This window comes from Rhizobium sp. Leaf311, assembly GCF_001423445.1.
GTDB lineage: Bacteria > Pseudomonadota > Alphaproteobacteria > Rhizobiales > Rhizobiaceae > Agrobacterium.
This window is the reverse complement of record NZ_LMNZ01000009.1, coordinates 47,292-70,899: the sequence shown is the minus strand read 5'-3', so window position 1 is coordinate 70,899 and position 23,608 is coordinate 47,292. Positions and strand designations below refer to the sequence as shown.

The following is a 23,608-nucleotide window of genomic DNA, read 5'->3' as shown; positions in this document are numbered from 1 at the left end:
TGCTGTGTGAACCAGCGGCGCTGTAAACAAGCTGTCACATTTGCTGGGCATTTTGCACGCGGCCGAGCCGTGGCGGATGGAAACATTGATCTGCTCCTCGGCATTGCATTCGATGTTTCAAGGAGGCCATGATGGCCAGTCTTCTCGCTACCTTCCAGATATTTCGCTCCGCTGTCGTCACATCGGTCACTTTGCTTCAGTTTGTGGCCCCGGCCTTGGCTTCCGACCCCGCTTTGCCGTCAGGCGCCGGCTACAGCGTTTCGATACCGTCCCCTACCGTCAAATATCCGCTGCCCGTTGCCGAGAACTATCGCAACCAGACGGGTAAGAATGCGCAAGGGGAAGCGGTTGATGCCTATAGCGATCAGACCAATCCGGTCATTAACATACTGTCCGGTTTCAACCATATCTGGACTCTTGGCGACGATGCCTGGGCACACGGCGGCGCCAATGGCGACGGCCCGAAGGATTTCAGCAAGGCAAGGGTCGTCGATCCCGATATATGGGCGGAAAACATGCGCTACGTGCTTTCCGTTACAGGCAAAAATCGCACCGATGCAGCAGCGCTGGATGCCTATCTCAATGACAGGCGCTCTCAAAGTTACAGCGTTATTGAAGGTCTGGGGCCGTTGGCGGGCTGGTACACAGATGGTGCTGGCGCGACCACTACAATCAACCACACGCTTGGTGACTTCAATGTCAATGACGTCATAACCAGGCGGGAAGACGACAAGGGAACCGAAGCAGGCTCGCCGGACTCGCAGTTGCGAAATTTCGTTGCCTTCATGGCCGTGATGCGCGGCCCGGAAGGGACAACATCCCCGTCCAAATATTTCTATTCGTCACCCCGTCCATGGCGCATGAATGCGAAGGGTGAGGTAATCGAAACCGGCACCGAAACCATCGGCGACCGCACATTCGAGCGCTACGAAACCGAGCCCGACGTTACCGTTCCGGCGCTGCGATATGCGCGTGAAAACCGTGGCCGGGCAAAAGATGGTGGCTTCCCAAGCGGGCACACCAATGCTGCCTATCTTGCGGCAATAGCCTACGCCTATGCAGTACCGGAGCGCTTTTCCGAATTGCTGACGAAAGCATCCCAGCTGGGAGAAAGCCGCATTGTGGCGGGAATGCATTCGCCGCTCGATGTCATGGGTGGCCGGATCACCGCCACGGCCATTGCTGCGGCGGTGCTGCAGGACCCCAAGGTCGCCGGACTGAAGAAAGCCGCTCACGACGAGGTTCACGCCTATTTCGAGAAGATGCTTCCTGAAGGTCAAAGCTTGCATGATTTTGCTCACAGCGAAACGGTCGCTACGGATCGCTTTGCCGACGAAATCGAGAACAAGGCGAATTTTCGCAAGCGGATGACCTACTCATTCAGCCGGAATCCGGCGATGCCTGATGTCGCCATGATCGTGCCGGAGGGCGCTGAAGTGCTGCTTGAAACCCGCCTTCCCTATCTCGATGCTGCGCAACGACGAGCCGTGCTTTTTTCGACCGGAATAGAATCGGGCTACCCGCTGCTTGATGACAGCAATGGCTGGGGCCGCATCAATCTCGTCGCCGCGGCGGCAGGTTACGGCTCTTTCGATGGCGATGTCTCCGTGGATATGGACGCGTCCGCAGGCGATTTTCATGCGCGGGATCGCTGGTCGAATGACATTTCAGGCCAAGGCGGCCTGATAAAAAGCGGATCCGGCTCGCTTGAGCTGAGTGGCGCCAATAGCTATTCCGGCGGTACCGAACTGCGTGGCGGTACATTGATTGCGGCATCTCCCAAAGCTCTCGGCGCGGGAAGCGTTCGCGTCTCTGATGGCACGTTGCAGCTTGCGGCATCTGATGCCGTTACCATCTCGGGTAACTACGGCCAGAGCAACGGAAAGCTTTCGCTCGACCCGGCCAAGACCGCATTGCATGTTGCTGGCTCGGCTGACGTCGGAAACACCGTGCTTGAGATCGATTTTGCAGGCACCCCTCCAGCTGCAGGGACGCGGTTCGATGTGCTCTCCGCAAACCGCATCAACGGCACATTCGCTTCCATCGACAGCAAAGGCGTGAGAATGCGCGCCGTCTATACCGGCAACACCGTTTCCGTCATCGTAGAATAGCCCCCCCTACATCGAAGAGGCACGTCATCATCGACGCGCCTCTTCACAATGGTCCCGAGTTGCGTTAGAAGCCGCACCGTAAATCCGGTCGCAGCCCACCCGGTCAAAACAAGGGATCCTTGATCATGAAGACTATCGTCATCTGCTCCGGCGGATTGGACTCCGTTTCGCTCGCGCATAAAATTGCCGCGGAACATGAACTCGTTGCCCTCGTCTCCTTCGACTATGGCCAGCGTCACAAGAAGGAACTGGACTTCGCGGCTCTTTGCGCCAGCCGTCTCAACGTTCCACACCACATCATCGACATCAGAACAATCGGCGCGCATCTGACGGGATCGGCGCTGACAGATGATGTCGACGTTCCAGATGGGCACTATGCCGAAGAAACCATGCGTTCGACTGTCGTTCCCAACAGAAACGCAATCATGCTGACCATCGCGTTTGGTCTTGCTGCGGCTCAGCAAGCCAAGGCTGTTGCCATTGCCGTGCATGGCGGTGATCATTTCATTTATCCCGATTGCCGCCCCGGCTTCATCGAGAGTTTCAACGAGATGCAGCGACACGCGCTGGATGGCTACGCAGACGTCACACTATTTGCCCCTTACGTGACCGTTACCAAGGCGGACATCGTGACAGACGGCGCCCGCTACAGCACGCCTTTTGCCGACACCTGGTCGTGTTACAAGGGCGGCCTGCGGCATTGCGGGCGCTGCGGGACCTGTGTGGAGCGGCGGGAGGCGTTTCATCTCGCTGGCGTCGCCGATCCCACGGATTACGAAGATCCGGATTTCTGGATGGCTGCTACCAGCGGATATGCCGCCCGCGAGGTGCAATGATGTTTCGGATAACCAAGGAATTTCATTTCTCTGCATCCCACCAGCTAAAGGGATTGCCTGCCGATCACCAGTGCGCGCGGCTGCATGGCCACAACTACATCGTTGAGGTCGAACTCTCGGGCGCGGAATTGAACGAGCACGGCTTCGTGCGCGATTATCATGAACTTGCACCGTTGAAGCATTACATCGATACCAGTTTCGATCACCGCCACCTCAACGACGTGCTGGGCAACGATATGGTCACAGCAGAGCGATTGGCCCAACATTTCTATGATTGGTGCAAGGAGCGCCTGCCGGAAACGAGCGCCGTCAGGGTCAGCGAAACCGCAAAGACCTGGGCCGAATACCGTCCCGGGCCAAGACAATGAGCGAAATCAGCGACGCCCCTGTTCGGATCAGCGAAATTTTCGGCCCGACCATTCAGGGAGAGGGCCTGCTTATCGGTCTGCCCACCGTATTTGTGCGCACCGGTGGGTGTGACTATCGCTGTTCGTGGTGCGATACGCTCCATGCTGTCGATAGCGAATACCGGGGTGACTGGAAACCCATGTCCAGTGATGACATCTGGGCAGAGGTAACACGGCTGTCGGGCGGCGTGCCACTGACCGTTTCCCTTTCTGGCGGAAACCCGGCGATCCAGCCACTGCGGGGATTGATTGCCAGGGGACATCGCGAAAACTATCGGTTCGCGCTGGAAACCCAGGGCAGCATCGCCAAGGACTGGTTTGCCGAGCTTGATTATCTCGTATTAAGTCCCAAGCCACCGTCCAGCGGGATGGATACGGATTGGGCAGCGCTCAGCAACTGTCTTGAAGCTGCAGGTCATGGCCCCAAAGTTGCGCTGAAATTCGTGATATTTGACGATACCGACTACGCCTATGCCAGAAGCGCTTCGGCCCGCTACCCCCATCTTCCTGTCTATCTTCAGCCAGGAAACCACACGCCGCCACCACCGGATGACGATGACGCAATTGTCGACATCGATGGCGTGATGGACCGGATGTTATGGCTGGTGGATAAGGTCAGCGATGATCGCTGGTTCGACGTACGGGTCCTGCCGCAGCTGCACGTGCTGTTGTGGGGCAACAAGCGCGGCGTCTGAAGGCTCTGTCCATTTCAGGATTTGCGGATGCGGAACCTGTGGCCATCATCAGTCGCGACGGCTTCAAGCAATATGTTTCCATCCTCACGGCACATGTGAGGGATATCGATGATAGCGAGCGGGTCGCTCGTCTCCACCACAATCTCATCGCCTTCGGTCAGCGCAGATAATTTCTTGCGGCTTTTTAAAACAGGAAGGGGGCATTTCAGCCCCCTTAAATCGTAGAATTGCGCAGCCTTTGGGGTCATTCCTTGGCCCAGAATTTCCAGAACGGCTTTTTCTCGGCATCGTCAGCAGGCTGCTGCGCCGTAAAGGCCAAGGGATTGACGGCAGGAACCGGCACGCTTTGCGCAGCTGCGACCTGCTGCCCGGAAGGTGAAGGCGCTGCAGATGCCATCATTGTCGGTGCTGAAGCACTTGCAGCGGGCTTGGGGGCGGCAATCGTCGGAGCGACTGTGGCGCGTGGATTGGCAGAAGACGCAATGGCCGTCGCTGCTGGAGCGGTCAGCCCCTTGGCAGCCTTCTTCTCCATCAACGCCGCAAATTCCGTTTCCTTCATAAGCTTGCCGGCCTTGAGCGCAGAGCCAGTTGGCGCATAGGCAGGCTCCCGTCCCTTGCGCTTTTCGGCAACCAGCGCTTTGCGTTCAGCCTCGCTCGGATCGTACCAGACCATGCCGTCCAGTTTCTTGGTGGCTTTGGTATAGGCCAGATCATAGGTCTTTTCGTAGCTCGCAAGCGCGCTGGCAAGAGCCGGCGGCGTGCTCATCTTCGGACATGCAGCAGATGCGTTGAACTGTCCGCCTTCCAGCTGCTGGTTGAAGACATATTTCTTCTCGCAAACATTGACCTCAGGCGGACGCTTCGTGACTTCGAAATTGTCGTAGCCGACCTTGAGCATCTTCCAGAATTCAAAATGCTCGCTGTTGCGATGGCGCGCCATGTTTTCCGCGGTCATGCGGAAGGGAAGAGCCTGTAGCTGGACGGTTTTCTGTCCGCCCTTGAAGGCATCGCGGGCAAAACCGTAGATCTCCAGAACCTGCGCGTCGGTCATGGAATAGCAGCCCGATGAAGAACAGGCGCCGTGAATCATCAGGTTGGTGCCATTGCGACCATTCGCCTGATCATAACGATTGGGGAAGCCGGTGTTTATAGCCAGATAGTAGTTGGAATTCGGGTTGAGATGACCAGGCGTAAGATTGTAAAAACCTTCCGGCGCCTGTCTGTCACCTTCCTTGATTTTAGGACCGAGCTTTCCAGACCAGGCACAAATGTCGTAGGACGCGATTACGTCGAAACGGTTGTCGCGCTTGGCCTTCCATATTTCGAGCTTGCCCTCTTCCTTGAAGATACGGATCAGGATCGGCGCATTGCGATCCATGTTCTTCTTGTCCATCTCCGCCAGAATGGACGCAGACAGGGGGTAGTCGACTTTATTCTTGACATGGGAAACGTCCCGCTCGACGGTCTCGAGCGTTTCGTTGCAACCTGCGAGCATCAAGGCAGTGCAGGCAAAAAGCGCAATATGTCTCAAACGCATGGCGTTTCACCGATTTGCAGGATGTCGAACGTTGGTAAGATAATTTCGGTTTGATTACAAGCCCGTAGAGGTGTCAGCGGCCTGGAATTACCAGCGGATAGGGTGAGGTTGATGGTCATCTGAGCATGAGTTTCACTGCAAATTCTGTGGCCATCATAGCTTACAAACACTTAACGCATCGCTACCGTGGATTAAAGCTGTCCGCTTGCAGCGCAGGTCAACTGCACTATACTCCTCATATGATTGATCTTTTTACCACCTACTGGCCCCATTTGCTGGCAGCCTTATCGCTTTTCATGGGGGCAAGTGCGGCCATTCACGCGACAATGACGAAGCAGGAAGTTCGTACCGCTCTAGGCTGGGTGGGCGTCATCGTATTGTCCCCCGTCATTGGCGCGGTCATATATGGCATTGCTGGAATCAATCGTATCCGGCGAAGTGCGCTAGGGCAGCAACGGTCTCTGATGCACGGCACGATCATGGATCGGGTAGCTCGTTTCGATGCCGATAGCGCGCTCGTCGCAAAACGCTTCGGCCGCCGTTTCGTCTCCATGAAGAATGTCGGCGACAGGGTCACCCGCAATGCCCTTACGACCGGCAACGAAATCGACGTCCTCCCATCCGGCGACGTCGCCTATCGAGAGATGCTCGATGCCATAGACGCCGCCAAACGGTCCATTATTTTGGAGACGTATATTTTCGATCAGGACCGGATTGGTCTTCGTTTCGTGGAGGCATTGTCGCGGGCCCGCGATCGCGGCGTCGAGGTTCGTGTTCTGGTCGATGCCGTGGGAGCCCGCTATTCCGTCCCCAGCATCATACCAAGCCTCGAGAAGGCAGATGTAAGGGCAGCCGTCTTCAACGGCAACGTCATCATGGGCCTGCGCCTGCCCTATGCGAATTTGAGAACCCACCGCAAGATCCTCGTCGTGGATGGCCGTTTGGCATTTACCGGCGGCATGAATATTCGGGAGGGGTTCACAGCAGAGTTCTCTCCTGAGAATTATTCGCGCGACACGCATTTCAAGGTCAAGGGACCGCTGGTTTTCGATCTCTTTTCGGTCGCCGCAGAGGACTGGCGCTTTGCCACTCGCGAATTGCTGGACGGACCGGTATGGGATGTCACACTTCCCGAAAGCAAACCAGGTTCGCCAGTCGTCGGTCGCGTCGTCGCGTCCGGCCCTGATAACAGTATCGAGACCAGTCACAAGTTGCTGATGGGCGCCTTTTCCATTGCCCGTTCGTCCATTCGCATCATGTCTCCATATTTCCTTCCCGATCGCGAACTGATCTCCGCGCTGACGACGGCAGCAAGACGAGGCGTGCAGGTCGATATCATCGTTCCCGCGAACAATAACCTCAAGTTGGTGGATTACGCGATGACGGCGCAGTTCGATCAGATTTTGAGAAACCAGTGCAGGATCTGGCGCGGCGCCGGCGCGTTCAATCACTCCAAACTTCTCGTCATCGACGAGCGATGGGCTTACGTCGGATCGTCAAATCTCGATCCGCGTTCATTGCGATTGAACTTTGAGGTGGACATTGAAGTTATCGATGACAGGTTTTCTCAGGCGATCTCGGAGCGTATGGCCCAGGCAATGGAAAATGCGAATCCGGTGAAGCTAGAAGATTTGCGAGCCCGACCATTTGTTTTGCGGCTTTTCGAACGGGTTCTATGGTTGGCTTCGCCTTATCTCTAGGAACCAAGGAACGGGTTTGCTGGCCAAATGCACAGGCACGGACATGAAATTATTGATGCGAGATAGGATATTGATGCGCGCGAAGCCCGAAAGCCTCTCCTCCGTTCTGATGACATCTTTTCGAAACCGGAAAAAACGCCGAAGCCAGTCCGACAACAAAAGTGCTGACGCGTCTCCGGTCATTGCGTCCTATAACGTCCATAAATGTGTCGGTCGTGATCGAAAGTTCGATCCGGATCGCATCTGCCATGTCATCAAGGAAATCAGCGCCGATATCATAGCCCTTCAGGAGGCTGACAGCCGCTTTGGCGAAAGAACGGGGCTGCTTGACCTGATGCGACTGGAGCGCGAATGTGGACTTACGCCTGTTCCCATTGCAGCGGCCAGCAAGGCCCATGGCTGGCACGGCAATGTCGTGCTCTTTCGCGAGGGTGCCGTGCGCGATGTGCATCCCCTCAAGCTGCCGGGTCTGGAGCCACGCGGCGCTCTTGTTGTGGAGCTGGAGCTCAAGCAGGGCGGAACACTTCGCATCATCGCAGCCCACTTCGGTCTTTTGCGACACTCTCGAGCACAACAGGCGAAGGCGCTCCTGGCACTTCTGGGGACGAGAGAAGAGCAGCCGACAATTCTGCTTGGCGATCTGAACGAATGGAGACTGGGTAGCGGTTCGTCGCTCAATACGCTGCGTGATGCCTTCGGAGCGTTACCGCCTGCGGTTCCAAGCTTTCCGTCGGGGATGCCAGTCCTGGCACTGGACAGAATAATTTCAAACCGCGTCGGCCTTATTGAGAACGTGACAGCACACGACAGTGCGCTGTCACGGATTGCGTCGGATCATCTTCCACTGAAAGCGGCAATCCGCACGGATCTGCTGAATCCCTAGCGTTAGGACGCCGTGAGTGGTTGCCCCGGCGCCCTTCTTCTTAGCGCAGCAGGGATCGAGCCTCTTCGGCTCCAAGAGCAGCGGGTTGCGTGCAGGTGGTCGTCAGGTCGATAAAGCGCCCCTCTTCTCCGGACTTGAGTATAGACGTCATGACATCGATGCCATGAAGCGAGCGCTCCAGAGAGCAGCGAGCATCGCGCCCCTCCGTCAATGCAATCGCCATATCCGCAAGGCCCGCCGTACGATAATTTGCGCGAGCACCCTGTGGGCTTTCCTGATTGGCAATGCCGAAAGGATGATCCCAGTTTTCAAGCGGCTGGATGTCCTTGTCGCGACCGCTGGCCTCCACGACGCCGCCGAAGAAATTGGGGTCCGGAACGTAGATCGATCCTTCGGTGCCGTATAGTTCCATATTGGCGTGACGATGAGACCAGACATCCCAGCTGGCAGACAGGGTTATCGTTGCACCATTTACGAATTCCAGCAAAGCATGGACGTTGGTTGGCGTCTCGACCGGAATGGTCTGGCCATGTAACGGCTGGCTGGTGATCGTACGGGTCGGGTTCGCCATGGACGTCAGCGCGCCGACGCGCTTTACCGGACCGATCAGATTGATCAGGTTGGCGATGTAGTAAGGGCCCAGATCGAGAATTGGTCCACCACCGGCCAGGAAGAAGAAGCCTGGATTGGGATGCCACATTTCCATTCCTGGGCTCATGACATGGCAGGTTCCGGAGGTGATACGACCCACCTTGCCATCGTCGATGTATTTGCGGGCGAGCTGGTGTGCGCCACCCAGGAACGTATCGGGGGCGCAACCAACGGCCAGATTCTTCTCGGCAGCAAGGCGGCGCAACGACTCGCCTTCTTCCAGCGTGAGAACGAGAGGCTTTTCCGAGTAGACGTGTTTGCCTGCTTCGAGGATTGCCTTCGAGACCGCATAATGCGCCGAGGGGATGGTAAGGTTCACCACCACATCGATCTCGCTGCTTTCAAGCAGTTCCTCAATGGATTGCGCCTTTACGCAAAATTCTTCGGCGCGCAGTTCAGCAGCGCTGCGGTTGAGATCTGCGCAGGCGAGAACTTTCAGGCCCCTGAAAAGTGGGGAAAGCGAGAAATAGGTTGTTGAGATATTGCCGCATCCAATGATGCCGACGCCAAGTTCCTTGGCCATATATGACACTCCAGATTGGTCGTTTTAGTAATTGTTGAACGACGCGATCGATCGCGTGATCAACCGGTCCGCGTCTTTGGGATTGTCGTGCTCAACGACGTAATATTTGACTGCCGTCTTCTTCAAGGCATCGACGAGGCCTTTCCAGTCTACGGTGCCATGGCCGACGTCTGCCCAGCCATCCTCGTCCTGATTTTCCCCAGCTGCGGCGATGTCTTTGACATGCACAGCCGTGATGCGGCTGGCATAGCGTTCGATCCATTCAAGCGGATCAGCCTTGCCACGGATGATCCAGGCAATATCCGCTTCCCATTCCAGCTCAGGACCACCGGCAAATATCTGCTCCTGCGGCGTCGATCCGTCTTCAAGCTTCACGAATTCAAAGTCGTGATTATGCCAGCCGAATGCCAGCCCTGCGTCACGATAGGGCTTTGCAGCCTCCTGAAGTCGCTTGCCGAATGCGAGCCAGCCTGCGGCATCGGAAGGGCGTTGGTCAGGCATGAGATGCGGGCAGTAGATCGTTTCCACGCCGAGGATCTTTGCAATATTGAGTGCCTGCTGCGGTTCTTTTTCAAGCATGTCGAGGCCGAAATGGCCTGTTGGCATGGTAAGATTGTTCGCGTCGAGATCATTGCGCAATGCTTTCAGCTCGGCATCGTCCATGCCACCGTAAATCCCGCCATAGCCTTCCACATGCGCATAGCCTGCAGCAGACAGTTTCTTCAAAGTTTCGGATAGCGGCGGAAAATTGCGCACGCTGTAAAGTTGGAAGCCAAGTTTCGTCATCTGTGTCTCCTGACATTGGGGCTGTGTCTGGTGGATTAAAATTTTCTAGATGCGCTCTTCCGTCGTCGCATCGAAGAGAGAGGCCATGGACATGTCGAAGGCCAGCTTGACCTTTGTGCCAGGCGAAAAACGTCTGTGACCGCCGACGCGGACAGACAGCGTGTGACCGGCGAGTTTCAACCAGATCAGATTGTCGGCTCCCATCGGCTCTTCGATATCGACAACAGCGTCGTGGATATCGCCGCCGGTTATGTCGCTGTCGACCCGGACATGTTCGGGGCGAACACCCAGCACAGCGGGAATACCCGCTTTCAGAGGGTTTGAGGCGTCATATCCATCAAGGGTAAAACTGACCCCATTTGCCACGAACTCCACCTTGCCGTTTCGCTCGGCCAATTCGCCGCGCAGGAAATTCATCGACGGAGAGCCGATGAAGCCGGCGACAAACAGGTTTCTCGGTTTGTTGTAGATGGAAATCGGGTCATCCAGCTGCTGGATCACGCCGCTTTTCATGATGGCGATACGGTCCGCAAGGGTCAGCGCTTCAATCTGATCGTGAGTGACGTAAATCATCGTGTTCTTCAACGCCTGATGCAGTCGTTTAATTTCCACACGAAGCTCGGAGCGCAGTTTCGCATCGAGATTGGATAGTGGTTCGTCGAACAGAAACACATCCACATCACGAACAAGGGCGCGGCCGATAGCAACACGCTGGCGCTGACCGCCGGAAAGTTCGGCGGGCTTTCTTTTCAAAAGCGGCTCGATCTGCAAGATGCCGGCGGCACGCTTGACCCGGCGGTCGATCTCCTCCTTGGGAACCTTGGCGACCTGCAGGCCGAATGACAGGTTCTTCTCAACCGTCATCTGCGGGTAGAGCGCGTAAGACTGGAACACCATTCCGATGCCGCGGTCTTTGGGTTCTTCCCAGGTAACGTTGCGGTCCTTGATGAAAATCTGCCCTTCCGTTGGCTCCAGGAGTCCGGCAATGCAATTCAACAAAGTGGATTTGCCGCAGCCCGAAGAGCCAAGAAGAACAAGAAACTCACCTTCATAGATGTCGAGGTTGAGATCGGACAGAACATTGACTGCGCCAAATGAAAGGGACAGATCTCGAATGGAAACGCTTTTATTCATGAAGCTTAACCCTTGACTGCGCCAGCGGCGATGCCGCGGACAAAAAGTCTGCCTGAAACGAAATAGACGAACAGCGGAACGGCACCGGTCAGCAGGGTCGCCGCCATATTGACGTTATATTCCTTCACGCCCTGAACCGAGTTGACGATGTTGTTGAGCTGTACAGTCATCGGATAATATTCCGGCCTGGTGAACACGACGCCGAACAGGAAGTCGTTCCAGATACCGGTCACCTGCAGGATCATCGCGACAACGAAAATGGGAAGCGACATCGGTGCCATGATGCGGAAATAGATTTGCCAGAAATTGGCGCCATCGATACGCGCCGCCTTGAAAAGCTCCTCCGGCAGGCCGGCAAAGTAGTTCCGGAACAGGAGCGTCAGGATAGGCATGCCGAAGATCGTGTGGACGATGACAAGGCCGCTCAGGGTGCCGTATATTCCCAGTTCGCGCAGAACAATCACGATCGGGTAGATCATCACCTGATAAGGAATGAACGCCCCGACGATGAGGATCGAGAAGAACAGCTCGGAACCCTTGAACTTCCAGTTCGCCAGCGCATAACCACTGACCGAGGCAATCACGATCGAAACGATGGTCGACGGGATCATGATGCGCACCGAGTTCCAGAAGCCGCGCGAAAGCCCGTCGCAATTCAGCCCCGTACAGGCGTTGGCCCAAGCCTTCACCCAGGGCTCGAACGTGATTTCCAACGGCGGAGCGAAAATGTTGCCCATGCGGATTTCAGGCATTCCCTTCACCGAAGTGACAATCATCACGTAAAGCGGGAGAAGGTAATAGAGCGCGGCGAGCGTGAGCGTGCCGTACAGCATGATGTTTCGGCGGGACAGGCGCTTACGCGGCTTGCGCCCGCGAGGTCCCTGCAGATCTTTGGAAACGGCATCTGCGCCGGCAGCGACAGTGTTGAGCGTCGAGATGTTAGCCACGCTTGCGCCCTCCAAATTCGAGATAAGCCCAAGGAATGATGATGATTGCGACGGTAAGCAGCATCATGGTGGAGGCGGCAAAGCCCTGCCCGAGATTCTGTGCCTGGAACATGTAGTCATAGACATATTTGGCAGGAACTTCCGAGGCGATGCCAGGCCCACCACTCGTCTGCGCCACGACCAGGTCGTAAACCTTGACGATGCCGCTGGCGATGATCACCAGAGTGGTGATGAAGACGGGGCGCATCATGGGAATGACGATAAGAATATAGGTCTTCCACATGGGAATGCCGTCAACCCGTGACGCCTTCCATATGTCCTCGTCGATACCGCGCAGTCCCGCCAGCATGAGGCACATGACAAGGCCCGTGCCTTGCCAGAGCGCCGCAATCAGGACGCCATAGATGACCAGCTGCGAATTGTAGAGCGGATCGAAGGTGAAGCTCTCCCAGCCGAGTGAACGCACGACGGACTGGATGCCGAATTCCGGATTCAACAGCCATTGCCAGACAAGGCCGGTAACGATGAAGGAAAGAGCGAAAGGATAAAGAAAGATCGTGCGGAACGTGTTTTCAAATCGGATTTTCTGATCCATCAGCGCCGCCAGCACAAAGCCGATGACGAGACTAAAAATCAGGGAAAGAATGCCGTAAATGGCAAGATTCTGAATGGAAATGATCCAGCGCGGCGCAGCCCACAGCCGCTCATACTGTTCAAGACCGATAAAGCTGGCCCGCGGCAGCAGCTTCGAATTGGTAAAGGAATAAACGACTGTCCAGATCGTTCCGCCCAGAAAAATGACCATCGCGGTCAGGATCATGGGTATAGATGCAATCTTCGAATTGAGATTGCGGAATAGCTGGTTTGGACGACCAGAATGGCTTTTCAGTGCCATGTGCCACTCCTTATCAATCACTGGGGTTGATCGTGCAGCGGGTAGCATTCAGCCATCCCGCAGCACTTTTCCAGGCATGCATGAGAACATCACAACGCCTGGCAAGGAGGTGTCCATGATTGCTGGCCCTGTCGGACAGCAATCATGGAAGACGGAGATCAGTCGGCAGCCGAGATAATTTCGGCGAAGCGTTTTTGCGCTGCATCAGGCGTAAGCGATGCATTTGCAAAAAACTCCGACATAAGATCTTCCTTCTGCTTCTGGGTGTCTGCAGAAATCAGCTGGTCGGTGCTTTGCAGAATTTCGCCCTTGGCCAGAATGTCGAGACCTTTTTTCATGCAGTCATTGGCGGAGGCAAGATCGACATCGCCTCGTATCGGGAGCGATCCCTTCTTGAGGTTGAAAGCAACCTGCGTCTTGGGAGCTACGATCACCTCGGCCAGAACCTCCTGCGCCTTGGATTTCGCTTCGTCTTTCAGAAGCGGGAAGTAGAACGCATCGCCGTTGGCCGTGAGAATTTCATTCAGCCCCAGCCCTGGCAAGCAGGTGTAATCCACGCCAGCTTTCTGATTGGCAAGCTGGAAGTCACCTTGCGCCCAGTCTCCCATGACCTGCCCGCCGGCCTTGCCGGTAATGACAAGGTTGGTCGCCTGGTTCCAATCCTGAACGTTCGAACCCTTTGCCAGCTTGCGCGCGACGTCCGCAGCCTCAAAGATCTTCTTCATTTCAGGGCCGGCGGCAGCTTCGGCATCCTTCTCCTTATAGACCTTTTCATAAAGATCCTTGCCGGCAATGCCGATCAAAAGAGTGTCGAACAGGCCGTTTGATTGCCAGGCCTGACCGCCCAAAGCCAGCGGTTGAATACCAGCTTTCTCAAGGGCGGGTGCTGCGGCAACAAATTCGTTCCAGTTCTTCGGAACTTCTACGCCTGCCTTCTTGAAAGCAGCATTGGAAAGCCACAACCATTGCCAGGAATGGATATTGACTGGCGCGCAATAGATCTTACCGTCAATTGTGCAGCTCTCGAGAAGGCTGGCAGGTTTGATGACGTCCTTCCATTTCCCCTTTTCAGCGACATCGGTCAAATCACGCATCAATCCTGATTGAGCGAGTTCTTCCGCCTGCCGCCCGTGGTTGAATTGCGTGGCACCCATCGGATCGCCGCCGGTGATACGGCTGATCATGATTGGCCGTGCAGTGCCGCCAGAACCAGCAATCGCGCCATCAACCCACTTATTTCCGGTTGCATCGAACGCCTTGGCCAGTTCTCCGACGGCTGCGGCTTCGCCGCCCGACGTCCACCAATGCGTTACCTCGAGGTCAGTGGCTCCGGCCATACCTGCCGGTAGCATGACACTGGCCGCCAAAGCGGCCAAAATAGAACGAATGCGCATGAGTCTCCTCCCTCACTGAAACGTTGCCGTAAAAACCTATGCGAAAGATATCGGTTCTGCAACAGCACATCTGAATAAAAAATCTGCGAATTTTTTATTGTTTATAAACAAGCCTTTATAGTATTTTCCGGAAATTATCGGGATGCCCAAGAGTGCAGTAGCCGCAATTTTTATCGAGTTGGACGCACCGACCCCGAGATTTCCCCTGGCGCAGAATTCAACTTCAAAATCATGTCTGCGGACGGACAGATTGCGGAGCACGACGGCCAAGATAAGGGGAAGTCAAAAGACATTAAGTCGAGGTGTACTGACTAAAATATACAACTTTTCTAAGCAATAATCATTTTTTAAAGTGTATATCTTTGGTAGAGAAAACCAGACATATGGGCAATTTTCAACAAATTGAAGCAATATAATTACAACCATTAAAGGCCTTACGACTAATCGCAACCCAGATTAACTGCGTCTTAACTAACAGCACAATACTAATAACGCCAATGATAGGCGACTAAAAAAACCAAAAGCTGCGTCAAGCAGCGCGCCTTATCTAACGAGTTGCATGATGCCAGCTCGATTTTCAAACATGTATTGGATTTGAACGCTTTTTCGCCTTTGCGAAAAGAGCGCTGCTGCATTGTTGTCACGTCTCCGATGTGTGAGCGGAGCGGTTGAAGTTTTTCTTCAACTGCTGCGTACAAGAACCTGTGCTTCGAGAACAGCGGGTTTTGGTCGAATGGCAACTTTTCGGAATTTCCACCGCCGATATCTCGGGCGATAGGGAAATTTTTCGCACGGCGATCTTTGAACAAAGCGACTGGACGTCACGATCCATCTAATTGGCAATCAAGGACGTTCCCCCCAATGACACCGGAAATGCTGACCTTACCCAACACTCTTTCCATACGCGGCATCGCCGCTGTGCATGAGAGCCTTCTCGACGACTTCAGCACGCACAGCGCTGTGACTGTCGAGATACCGGACGATGCTCACGTCGATCTGAGCTTTATTCAGCTTATCGAAGCATCCCGGCTCTATGCGCGGGCTGAAGGCAAATACATCACACTGACGAAACCGGCCTCCCCCAGCGTGATCGACACGCTTCGCCGTGGCGGGTTTCTCACAAATATGGACGAGGCCACTCGCCTCTTCTGGCTGCATGGAAAGGAAATTCAATGAGCGCCAATATTCTCACCGTCGATGACTCTGCCAGCATCAGAATGACGACCAAGATTGCCCTGACGAATGCGGGCTATTCTATCACGGAAGCTGTTGACGGCGCCGACGGTCTTGCGAAAGCGAAAAGCGGCTCTTTCGATCTTATTGTCACCGACCTGAACATGCCGAACATGAACGGTCTGGAAATGATCGAAGCCTTGCGGCAGTCGCCCGCTCACACGGGCATCCCCATCATCTTTCTGACCACCGAATCCGATGCTGACATGAAAACACGGGCGAAGGCTGCGGGTGCCACCGGTTGGGTCACGAAGCCATTCGATCCAGAAAATCTCGTCAAAATTGTCAGGAAGGTTCTTGGTAGATGACCATACTGGACCCCATTCAGGTTTTCAGGACAGAAGCAGCTGAGCTTTTCGAACAGATCGAAAGCGGCTTGCTGGATCTGTTGCATGATCTTTCCAACCAGGGACAGATCGACGCCGTCTTCCGCGGCCTGCATACCCTCAAGGGGTCCGGAGCCATGTTCGGCTTTGAGGCGCTCGCCGCGTTCACTCACCACTGTGAGACGGCCTTTGACCGTGTACGCAAAGGTGAAGTACCGGCCACCAGCGAGTTGATCGCAGCCGTGCTCGAAGCACAGGATCACATGCGGCGTCTGGTAGACAATCCGGCAACCGCATTTCCCGAGACCGGCGACAGGCTGTTGGCAAAACTCGAAGCGGCTGTCGGTAGCAATGGTGCCGCATCCCATGCCGGTGCGGCAGCGCCTGTCGTTGCCAAGGCGGAAGAACCTTCGACCGCAACGTGGCAGATCGACTTCAGTCTGCCAGCAAATGCAATGGCGAACGGAACGAACCCGCTTGGCTTGCTGGATGAGATGGCGGAACTTGGCGAATGCGTCATCACCGTCAACACTCAGTCCATTCCAACGCTCGACCTCCTTGATCCTGCCAATCTCTATCTGTCCTGGTCGGTTACTTTGACCACCGACCAGCCGCGATCTGCCATTGATGACGTGTTCATATTCGTCATGGACGACATGGACATCGAGGTGAAGAAAATTTCGTCTGAAACTACGGTTTCAAGTGAGATCGTTCCACCACCGGCACCGGTCGAGGAAGCCGCAAAGGCGAACGCAGCCGCGCCACAGGGCGGCGGCGACGGCAAGCAGAACAAGAGCGCCGAGAACGTCCGCGTTCCGGCTGAACGCCTGGACGAACTGATGGATCGGGTCGGTGAACTGGTCATTGCCCAGTCACGCCTCTCCCAGCTTGCCAATACCAGTGTCGACATTCAGCTCCGCGCCGTCTCCGAGGATGTCGAACGCCTGTCCGGTGAACTTCGCGATACGATGATGGTATTGCGTATGGTGCCGATTACCCAGCTTTTTGGCCGCTTCCGCCGCCTGATTCACGATCTGGCCCGCGAGACCGGCAAACAGATCGAGCTGGTCACAGAGGGTGAAAGCACTGAAGTCGACAAGGCGGTGATCGAGCGTCTGGCCGATCCACTCGTTCACCTTGTCAGAAACTCCTGCGACCACGGGCTTGAAACACCGGACGAGCGTATCGCCGCAGGCAAGAAGCCTACAGGCCAGGTTACGCTGGTTGCACGCCAGACAGGCGGTGATGTCACGATCACCATTCGTGACGATGGCCGCGGGATCAACCGCCAGAGGGTCCGCGCGAAAGCGGAAGCCTCAGGTCTTATCGCGGCCGGCGCTACGCTGACCGATCAGGAACTGCTGCAACTGATTTTCGAACCGGGATTCTCCACCGCAGCGCAAGTGACCAATCTTTCCGGCCGTGGCGTCGGAATGGATGTTGTCAAAAAGACCATCGAAGCCCTGCGCGGCACGATCAACGTGACGAGCGCACCGGGCGCAGGTTCAGAGATCACGCTTGCCATTCCGCTGACCCTGGCGATTATCGACGGTCTTCTCGTGCGTGTCGGCACCGGCTGCTACGTCATCCCGCTCTCGGCCGTCGAAGAATGCCTGGAACTGTCTCCAGAGAACGATGTCAAATCGAGAGGACGTTCCTTCATATCGCTGCGCGAAAGCCTTGTACCGTTTATACGGCTGCGCGAACTCTTCCAGACGGGCACCACACCGGACCAGTTTCAAAAGGTGGTCGTCATATCCACCGGCTCGGAGCGCGTCGGCCTCGTCGTTGATCAGATCATTGGTGACCACCAGACGGTCATCAAGGCCATGTCGAAACTTCATCACGATGTCGCGACCTTCTCTGGCGCGACCATTCTGGGAGACGGCAGCGTCGCTCTCATTCTCGATGTTGGACATCTCGTAACTGCAGGACAACAACAGGAGGCGCAGATGCGTTTTGCCGGATGAACCAGCCTCTTTTGAAACAACCAGAAGATATCTGGCGCGAGCGCGAGGACCTTGAGGTCCTGACCTTCAGCATAGAAGGTGAGACATTCGCCATCGAGGCGGTTCTCGTTCAAGAAATACTCGACCTCCTGCCGGAAACGGCGGTTCCGGGCAGCAAACCGTTTGTCGCCAGCGTCATCAATTTTCGTGGAAAGGTCATTCCCCTCGCCGACATCAGGTTAGCCTTTGGAATGGGTGCGGCTGAGAAGACGATCGACAGCCGCATCATCGTCATCGAGCTACCGCTCGACGGTGAGAGGACGCTGGTCGGCCTGCGGACCGACAAGGTCTATGAGGTCACAACCTTTTCCAGAACGGCTAGCGAACAACCACCAAGCGTGGGAATGCGGTGGCGACCCGACTACATCAACTGCCTCATAAAGAGGGGAAGCGAATTCGTGATCCTTCCCAATCTCAGCGCAATTTTTACGTCACAAGCTGACGCGAACGCCAAGGGCATCTCTCGCAACAATGTCATCGAACTCTCGAAGGAATTCTAGAATGCGATTTACTATTAAGATGAAACTTGCTGTCGCATTTGGATTTTTAATCTTGATGCTGGCAGGCACCGCCGGATACGGCATCTACAGTCTGAGTGTGGCAAAGGAAGCCATGGATGATGTTGTAGATGGAACAGTTGTCCGTCTCGACAAGGCGCACCAGATAAATGCGCTTTCCCTCGTCGTTATACGCATACAGAAGAACATCATCCTTTCCACGTCTGCTGCGGAAATTCAGAGCTTCAAGAAAGCCGGTGACGAGAGCCGTCAGCAACTGAATGCGCTCGTCAACGACATGGCCAAAACGGCCTCGCAAGAAACGCAGCAGGTCTGGGCTTCGATACAGGACGCAGCAAAGAGCTTCGAGGAAAGCGATGAGCGGGTCCGTCAGCTGGTCGCCGAAGGCAATACGGCCGGGGCAGCAGCTTACTCTTCCGGAGAGGGTCGCGAGGCGGCCAATGCGTTGACCCAGAAGCTGGACGAAGCGGTAAAAATGAACCGTACGCGTCTTGAGAAATCAAAGCAGTCTGCTGCTACGGAATATGAAAATACGCGCCTGCTGCTGATTTCCGCTTCCATCGCGGCGGTCATCATCGCGATCGGTACGGCACTCTGGATCGCACTGGGCATCAGCAGTGGCCTTCGCAAGATCATGGTCGTTGCGGAAGCGGTTTCCGTCGGCGATCTGGATCAGGATGTCGACATCAAGACGAATGACGAGATCAAGGACCTCGTCGACCGCATCAACGTCATGACCGGGAACCTGCGCAATACGGCAGGTGTTGCCAACGAGATTGCCGATGGCAATCTGACGATCACGTCAACGCCGCTTTCTGACAAGGATACCCTTGGCATGTCGCTGGAGCGCATGGTCGAGCGTTTGCGCGGCGTCGTGTCAGATGCGCTGGCCGCAGCCGACAATGTCTCTTCTGGCAGCCAGGAATTGTCTGCAAGCTCGGAACAGCTTTCTCAGGGTGCAACCGAACAGGCATCTTCCGCTGAAGAAGCATCGGCTTCGATGGAACAGATGGCGGCCAACATCAAGCAGAACGCCGACAACGCTGCGCAAACAGAGAAGATTGCTCGCCAGTCTTCCAAGGACGCCGAAGCAAGTGGCGAGGCAGTGGGCCGAGCAGTCACCGCGATGCGGACCATTGCCGAAAAAATCTCCATCGTTCAGGAAATTGCTCGCCAGACAGACCTGCTTGCGCTCAATGCTGCTGTTGAGGCTGCACGCGCCGGTGAGCACGGAAAAGGCTTTGCGGTGGTCGCTTCGGAAGTCCGCAAGCTTGCAGAACGCAGCCAGGCTGCGGCGGCAGAAATCTCGTCGCTTTCAGGTGAAACAGTTCAGGTTGCAACCGAAGCTGGCGACATGCTGAACCGTCTGGTTCCCGATATCCGCAAGACCGCGGAACTCGTCTCTGAAATCTCGGCGGCCTGCCGCGAACAGGACATCGGCGCAAGCCAGATCAACGAAGCAATCCAGCAGCTTGACCTGGTAACCCAGCAGAATTCCGGTGCTTCGGAAGAAATGTCGGCAACGTCAGAGGAACTCGCAGCACAGGCTGAAGAACTTCAGGCCAGCATTGCATTCTTCAAGGTCGAACGTGCAGGCGCCAGACATGCAGCCCCTGCGGCCAGAGCACCAATGCGCCCCGCACCGGTACAGGCGCGTCCAGCACCAAAAGCTGCGCCGGTCCGTAAACCCGACAATACGGTCGCCAGCCAGCAGGCGCGCGCCAAGGGTTTTGCCCTGGATATGTCGATGGGTGGGCCTGATGCGAATGACGCGGATTTCCGCGAAAGCGCGTGATCTACAAGCTAAAACTGTTGCTCCGAGAAATGCGTCTCGGAGCAACAACCAAGCGACGATGATCGTCGTTCCTGGAGTGTGTGGATGAATGTGTCACCCGTCACGTCGCTCTGAAGCAAAAAGATAAACTATCTTGTGACCCCCTTTCTTCAAGGAATGATCGATGCATTTCACCATTAAACTTAAATTGGCGCTGGCTTTTGCCTTCATCATCGCTATGTCCGGCGGCATGGCAACGATGGCCATACTCAACCTCTCATCTCTGAACTCCGCAATTACGGAGATTGTTCAGGGCCCTGCGAAAAACCTCCAAGATTTGACGGCTCTAACCGAGGGCGTTTCGTCCTCCATACGCGCGGAGAAAAACGCTATTCTGAATACGGACCCACAGAAAATCTCCGGCTATCGGGAAACGGTCAATCAGGAGCGCCGCAAGATTGAAAGCAAAGTCGCAGAGTTCGAAGAACAGGATAACGCCGTTATCCGCGAAAGCGTAGCGAAGTTTGCCGCGATCTATACCAACTGGGTCATTATTCAGGACCAAATTCTTGCGCTCGCCACAGAAAACACGACAGAAAGCAATACGCGTGCTGGTGCCATTTCCATGGACCAAAGCGCGAAATTCACCGAAGATCTGCTGCGTAACCTTGATGCGCTAACGGGCATCATTACCGCAGATTTGCGCCAGACAGACGAGGCGACAAACGCTCAATATACAGAGTCGCGCAACATTCTGGTTGGTGTTTCAATTGCATTGGTAATCATTTCTACGGTCGTTGCCTTTTGGATCGCAATCGGTATCAGCCGTGGCCTGACGAAAGCGATCAATGTTGTCCGGAAGGTTTCCGATGGCGACTTGACCGAAACAGCTACTGTTACGACGAAAGACGAAATCGGCCAGCTGCTTCAGCACGTCAATACGATGATCGAACGCTTGCGCGGCGTCGTCGCCGATTCAATTTCTGCTGCTGAAAATGTCTCTTCCGGCAGCCAGGAACTGTCTGCAAGCTCTGAACAGGTGTCCCAAGGCGCCACAGAACAGGCGTCATCTACGGAAGAAGCATCTGCATCGATGGAACAGATGGCTGCCAATATCCGCCAGAACGCTGAAAATGCAGCCCAGACAGAAAAGATCGCACGTCAGTCGTCGACCGACGCAGAAGCAAGCGGCGCAGCCGTAAGTCAGGCCGTCGTTGCCATGCGAACCATTGCCGAGAAGATTTCAATCGTCCAGGAAATAGCGCGGCAGACAGACCTCCTCGCTTTGAACGCCGCTGTCGAAGCAGCACGCGCTGGCGAACACGGTAAGGGTTTTGCCGTTGTTGCCTCTGAAGTCCGCAAGCTTGCGGAACGCAGCCAGGCTGCAGCCGCTGAAATCAGCACTATGTCCAGCGACACCGTCAGGGCAGCTTCGGACGCCGGCGAAATGTTGAACCGTCTTGTTCCGGATATTCGCAAAACGGCCGAACTCGTGGCTGAAATTTCTGCAGCTTGCCGCGAGCAGGATATCGGTGCCAGCCAGATCAACGAAGCTATCCAGCAACTTGACAAGGTCACTCAACAGAACACCAGCGCTTCGGAAGAAATGTCGGCAACGTCGGAAGAACTTGCGGCTCAGGCCGAAGAACTCCAGGCCAGCATCGCGTTCTTCAAGGTCAACCAGGCCAATGGCCAGAGAGCGAAGGCCGTTTCAAAGCAGCCTGAATTCGTCAGACACAGCCCGGCTCAGATGACGCGAACCGGCAAGGGGTCATCCGACAATACCGTCAGAACACAACAAGCACGCGCCAAGGGCTTTGCGTTGGATATGTCCATGGGCGGGCCTGACGCAAACGACGCGGATTTCCGGGAAAGCGCTTAAAACATGGCCAGCACATCTTCTGATACCCAGTTCGTAACCTTCAGTCTTGGTGATGAGGTTTTCGCCGTCCCCGTGGATGTCGTTCGCGAAATTCTCGACCATGAGGAAGCTTTCAAAATTCCAAATGGGCCTGACTACTTGCTGGGTCTCAGAGATGTGCGAGGACATGGCGTTCCGGTCATCGATCTGCGCCTGCGGCTGGGCATGAGCAAAACGGTAAAAACGCAAAACACCCGGATTCTGGTTCTCGATATTCCAATCGGGGAGAAAGTGCTGGCTCTGGGGCTTGTGGCCGACAAGGTTTTCGAAGTCACGCCGTTCAGCCGTGAAGCAATCGAGACCGCGCCGGACATCGGGATCCGTTGGAATTCGACCTACATTGCCGGCGTCGTCAGGCGCGAGGGAGACTTCGTCGTCATCATCGACCTTGCAGAACTATTCTCGACCGAAGCTGGCAGTCTTAGCCAGGTCATCAGTGGACCGGTCCGCGCAGCGTAATGGAGTAATCGCATTTGAATGCCCTTGCCACTACCATGTTCGACGACGCTCTCAGTGTACGCGATTTTCGCCAGTTGTCGGAGTTCATATACAATTATTGCGGTATCAAGATGCCGGAAACGAAGCGCTCCATGCTGGAGGGGCGCCTTCGTAAGCGATTGAGAGCAACGGGCTACCCGACCTTCAGCGAATATTGCGATTACCTGTTTCGACATGGGGGCATGGAGACGGAAGCGGTCTTTCTGATCGACGTCGTCACGACGAACAAGACAGACTTTTTTCGGGAACCAAACCATTTTGACTTCATGACGAACGTCGCTTTGCCAGCGCTTGCTGACAAGGGCTACCAGAGGGTGCGTGCGTGGAGTTCGGCCTGTTCCACGGGGGCAGAACCTTATACCATGGCAATGGTCATGGCCGACGCGGTGGAAAGGAGAGTCATCTCGGACTATCATATTCTGGCGACCGATCTTTCGACGGACGTGTTGAAAAAAGCGCATAGTGGAATATATTCGCGTGAGCTTATTGATCCTGTCCCGCAAGAAATGGTCCGCAAATATGTGATGATGCCGAAAGACAAGACGCGTAGCGACATCAGAATAACCCCCAGACTGCGCTCAAAAGTCGGGTTTGCCCGGCTCAATTTGATGAACCCAAGCTACAATGTGGGCGATCCCTATCAGATCATCTTTTGTCGAAATGTCCTGATCTATTTTGACAAAAAGACACAGGCACATGTTTTGACACAGCTTTGCAAATGTCTCACGCCGGGGGGTTACTTGCTGATCGGCCATTCGGAATCGGTGACAGGAATAAATCTACCTATCAAGCAGGTTGCCAACACCGTATTCATGAAACAATAGCAGAGT

The 23,608-nt window shown here is 55.3% G+C and carries 22 protein-coding genes; 14 read left to right on the top strand and 8 right to left on the bottom strand.

Annotation, left to right across the window (positions count from 1 at the left end):
* Window positions 1-131 precede the first annotated feature (131 nt).
* The 4 genes from ASF69_RS14190 to queE all read left to right on the top strand — a co-directional run bounded on the left by ASF69_RS14190 (window position 132) and on the right by queE (window position 4,049).
* On the top strand, window positions 132-2,111 hold the full coding sequence (locus ASF69_RS14190) for a phosphatase PAP2 family protein (protein WP_062588777.1): 1,980 nt from the start codon (window positions 132-134) through the stop codon (window positions 2,109-2,111).
* 125 nt (window positions 2,112-2,236) lie between these two features.
* Window positions 2,237-2,947 (top strand): 7-cyano-7-deazaguanine synthase QueC, encoded by a 711-nt coding sequence (gene queC, locus ASF69_RS14185; protein ID WP_062588567.1) that lies wholly within the window; start codon window positions 2,237-2,239, stop codon window positions 2,945-2,947.
* A complete protein-coding gene (gene queD / locus ASF69_RS14180; protein ID WP_062588564.1) occupies window positions 2,947-3,315 on the top strand; it encodes a 6-carboxytetrahydropterin synthase QueD in 369 nt (122 codons plus the stop codon). The genes queC and queD overlap by 1 nt, the downstream gene beginning before the upstream one ends.
* Entirely contained in the window at window positions 3,312-4,049 is a 738-nt protein-coding gene (gene queE, locus ASF69_RS14175; protein WP_062588562.1) for a 7-carboxy-7-deazaguanine synthase QueE, read from the top strand. Before queD ends, queE begins: the two co-directional genes overlap by 4 nt.
* Before the next feature lie 14 nt (window positions 4,050-4,063).
* Here the strand turns inward: queE and ASF69_RS14170 are convergent, their stop codons facing one another.
* Together ASF69_RS14170 and ASF69_RS14165 are read right to left on the bottom strand one after the other, a co-directional pair.
* A complete protein-coding gene (locus tag ASF69_RS14170) occupies window positions 4,064-4,297 on the bottom strand; it encodes a sulfurtransferase TusA family protein (protein ID WP_062588560.1) in 234 nt (77 codons plus the stop codon).
* The gene (locus ASF69_RS14165) at window positions 4,294-5,586 is read right to left on the bottom strand and encodes a murein L,D-transpeptidase family protein (RefSeq protein ID WP_062588558.1); all 1,293 of its coding nucleotides are present in this window, start codon (window positions 5,584-5,586) and stop codon (window positions 4,294-4,296) included. Before ASF69_RS14165 ends, ASF69_RS14170 begins: the two co-directional genes overlap by 4 nt.
* Window positions 5,587-5,825: 239 nt before the next feature.
* Here ASF69_RS14165 and ASF69_RS14160 point away from each other — a divergent pair, with 239 nt between their 5' ends.
* A complete protein-coding gene (locus ASF69_RS14160; RefSeq protein ID WP_062588556.1) occupies window positions 5,826-7,286 on the top strand; it encodes a phosphatidylserine/phosphatidylglycerophosphate/cardiolipin synthase family protein in 1,461 nt (486 codons plus the stop codon).
* 73 nt (window positions 7,287-7,359) lie between these two features.
* Window positions 7,360-8,169: an endonuclease/exonuclease/phosphatase family protein gene (locus ASF69_RS14155; RefSeq protein WP_200939092.1), complete on the top strand. Its 810-nt coding sequence runs from the start codon at window positions 7,360-7,362 to the stop codon at window positions 8,167-8,169.
* Between the two features lie 40 nt (window positions 8,170-8,209).
* On the opposite strand, the gene ASF69_RS14150 is transcribed toward ASF69_RS14155, so the two are convergent.
* From ASF69_RS14150 to ASF69_RS14125, 6 genes are all read right to left on the bottom strand, one after another.
* A complete protein-coding gene (locus ASF69_RS14150) occupies window positions 8,210-9,343 on the bottom strand; it encodes a Gfo/Idh/MocA family oxidoreductase (protein WP_062588554.1) in 1,134 nt (377 codons plus the stop codon).
* A 24-nt stretch (window positions 9,344-9,367) separates the two neighbouring features.
* The gene (locus tag ASF69_RS14145) at window positions 9,368-10,129 is read right to left on the bottom strand and encodes a sugar phosphate isomerase/epimerase (RefSeq protein ID WP_062588552.1); all 762 of its coding nucleotides are present in this window, start codon (window positions 10,127-10,129) and stop codon (window positions 9,368-9,370) included.
* 45 nt (window positions 10,130-10,174) lie between these two features.
* Window positions 10,175-11,263 carry an ABC transporter ATP-binding protein gene (locus tag ASF69_RS14140; protein WP_062588550.1) on the bottom strand — a complete coding sequence of 363 codons (1,089 nt, stop codon included), beginning with the start codon at window positions 11,261-11,263 and terminating at the stop codon, window positions 10,175-10,177.
* Window positions 11,264-11,268: 5 nt separating this feature from the next.
* A complete protein-coding gene (locus tag ASF69_RS14135) occupies window positions 11,269-12,210 on the bottom strand; it encodes a carbohydrate ABC transporter permease (protein ID WP_062588548.1) in 942 nt (313 codons plus the stop codon).
* The gene (locus ASF69_RS14130) at window positions 12,203-13,105 is read right to left on the bottom strand and encodes a sugar ABC transporter permease (protein ID WP_062588546.1); all 903 of its coding nucleotides are present in this window, start codon (window positions 13,103-13,105) and stop codon (window positions 12,203-12,205) included. Before ASF69_RS14130 ends, ASF69_RS14135 begins: the two co-directional genes overlap by 8 nt.
* Before the next feature lie 158 nt (window positions 13,106-13,263).
* Entirely contained in the window at window positions 13,264-14,499 is a 1,236-nt protein-coding gene (locus ASF69_RS14125) for an ABC transporter substrate-binding protein (protein ID WP_062588543.1), read from the bottom strand.
* Window positions 14,500-15,360: 861 nt separating this feature from the next.
* Here ASF69_RS14125 and ASF69_RS14115 point away from each other — a divergent pair.
* The 8 genes from ASF69_RS14115 to ASF69_RS14080 all read left to right on the top strand — a co-directional run bounded on the left by ASF69_RS14115 (window position 15,361) and on the right by ASF69_RS14080 (window position 23,602).
* The gene (locus tag ASF69_RS14115) at window positions 15,361-15,675 is read left to right on the top strand and encodes an STAS domain-containing protein (RefSeq protein WP_062588539.1); all 315 of its coding nucleotides are present in this window, start codon (window positions 15,361-15,363) and stop codon (window positions 15,673-15,675) included.
* Window positions 15,672-16,040: a response regulator gene (locus tag ASF69_RS14110; RefSeq protein ID WP_062588537.1), complete on the top strand. Its 369-nt coding sequence runs from the start codon at window positions 15,672-15,674 to the stop codon at window positions 16,038-16,040. The genes ASF69_RS14115 and ASF69_RS14110 overlap by 4 nt, the downstream gene beginning before the upstream one ends.
* Complete coding sequence (locus tag ASF69_RS14105; protein WP_062588535.1) at window positions 16,037-18,028, top strand: chemotaxis protein CheA; 1,992 nt, start codon at window positions 16,037-16,039, stop codon at window positions 18,026-18,028. The genes ASF69_RS14110 and ASF69_RS14105 overlap by 4 nt, the downstream gene beginning before the upstream one ends.
* Window positions 18,025-18,567, top strand: a complete 543-nt coding sequence (locus ASF69_RS14100; RefSeq protein ID WP_062588533.1) for a chemotaxis protein CheW — start codon at window positions 18,025-18,027, stop codon at window positions 18,565-18,567. The genes ASF69_RS14105 and ASF69_RS14100 overlap by 4 nt, the downstream gene beginning before the upstream one ends.
* A gap of 1 nt (window position 18,568) precedes the next feature.
* Window positions 18,569-20,380 carry a methyl-accepting chemotaxis protein gene (locus ASF69_RS14095; protein ID WP_062588531.1) on the top strand — a complete coding sequence of 604 codons (1,812 nt, stop codon included), beginning with the start codon at window positions 18,569-18,571 and terminating at the stop codon, window positions 20,378-20,380.
* A gap of 163 nt (window positions 20,381-20,543) precedes the next feature.
* Complete coding sequence (locus ASF69_RS14090) at window positions 20,544-22,241, top strand: methyl-accepting chemotaxis protein (protein ID WP_062588529.1); 1,698 nt, start codon at window positions 20,544-20,546, stop codon at window positions 22,239-22,241.
* Between the two features lie 3 nt (window positions 22,242-22,244).
* Window positions 22,245-22,739 (top strand): chemotaxis protein CheW, encoded by a 495-nt coding sequence (locus tag ASF69_RS14085; RefSeq protein ID WP_062588527.1) that lies wholly within the window; start codon window positions 22,245-22,247, stop codon window positions 22,737-22,739.
* Between the two features lie 35 nt (window positions 22,740-22,774).
* Window positions 22,775-23,602, top strand: a complete 828-nt coding sequence (locus ASF69_RS14080; protein WP_062588525.1) for a CheR family methyltransferase — start codon at window positions 22,775-22,777, stop codon at window positions 23,600-23,602.
* Window positions 23,603-23,608 lie beyond the last annotated feature (6 nt).

Coding starts and splice junctions, on each gene's coding strand:
- ASF69_RS14190 (WP_062588777.1), top strand. CDS start 132: ATGGCCAGTCTTCTCGCTACCTTCCAGATATTTCGCTCCGCTGTCGTC.
- queC (WP_062588567.1), top strand. CDS start 2,237: ATGAAGACTATCGTCATCTGCTCCGGCGGATTGGACTCCGTTTCGCTC.
- queD (WP_062588564.1), top strand. CDS start 2,947: ATGTTTCGGATAACCAAGGAATTTCATTTCTCTGCATCCCACCAGCTA.
- queE (WP_062588562.1), top strand. CDS start 3,312: ATGAGCGAAATCAGCGACGCCCCTGTTCGGATCAGCGAAATTTTCGGC.
- ASF69_RS14170 (WP_062588560.1), bottom strand. CDS start 4,297: ATGACCCCAAAGGCTGCGCAATTCTACGATTTAAGGGGGCTGAAATGC.
- ASF69_RS14165 (WP_062588558.1), bottom strand. CDS start 5,586: ATGCGTTTGAGACATATTGCGCTTTTTGCCTGCACTGCCTTGATGCTC.
- ASF69_RS14160 (WP_062588556.1), top strand. CDS start 5,826: ATGATTGATCTTTTTACCACCTACTGGCCCCATTTGCTGGCAGCCTTA.
- ASF69_RS14155 (WP_200939092.1), top strand. CDS start 7,360: ATGCGCGCGAAGCCCGAAAGCCTCTCCTCCGTTCTGATGACATCTTTT.
- ASF69_RS14150 (WP_062588554.1), bottom strand. CDS start 9,343: ATGGCCAAGGAACTTGGCGTCGGCATCATTGGATGCGGCAATATCTCA.
- ASF69_RS14145 (WP_062588552.1), bottom strand. CDS start 10,129: ATGACGAAACTTGGCTTCCAACTTTACAGCGTGCGCAATTTTCCGCCG.
- ASF69_RS14140 (WP_062588550.1), bottom strand. CDS start 11,263: ATGAATAAAAGCGTTTCCATTCGAGATCTGTCCCTTTCATTTGGCGCA.
- ASF69_RS14130 (WP_062588546.1), bottom strand. CDS start 13,105: ATGGCACTGAAAAGCCATTCTGGTCGTCCAAACCAGCTATTCCGCAAT.
- ASF69_RS14125 (WP_062588543.1), bottom strand. CDS start 14,499: ATGCGCATTCGTTCTATTTTGGCCGCTTTGGCGGCCAGTGTCATGCTA.
- ASF69_RS14115 (WP_062588539.1), top strand. CDS start 15,361: ATGACACCGGAAATGCTGACCTTACCCAACACTCTTTCCATACGCGGC.
- ASF69_RS14110 (WP_062588537.1), top strand. CDS start 15,672: ATGAGCGCCAATATTCTCACCGTCGATGACTCTGCCAGCATCAGAATG.
- ASF69_RS14105 (WP_062588535.1), top strand. CDS start 16,037: ATGACCATACTGGACCCCATTCAGGTTTTCAGGACAGAAGCAGCTGAG.
- ASF69_RS14100 (WP_062588533.1), top strand. CDS start 18,025: ATGAACCAGCCTCTTTTGAAACAACCAGAAGATATCTGGCGCGAGCGC.
- ASF69_RS14095 (WP_062588531.1), top strand. CDS start 18,569: ATGCGATTTACTATTAAGATGAAACTTGCTGTCGCATTTGGATTTTTA.
- ASF69_RS14090 (WP_062588529.1), top strand. CDS start 20,544: ATGCATTTCACCATTAAACTTAAATTGGCGCTGGCTTTTGCCTTCATC.
- ASF69_RS14085 (WP_062588527.1), top strand. CDS start 22,245: ATGGCCAGCACATCTTCTGATACCCAGTTCGTAACCTTCAGTCTTGGT.
- ASF69_RS14080 (WP_062588525.1), top strand. CDS start 22,775: ATGTTCGACGACGCTCTCAGTGTACGCGATTTTCGCCAGTTGTCGGAG.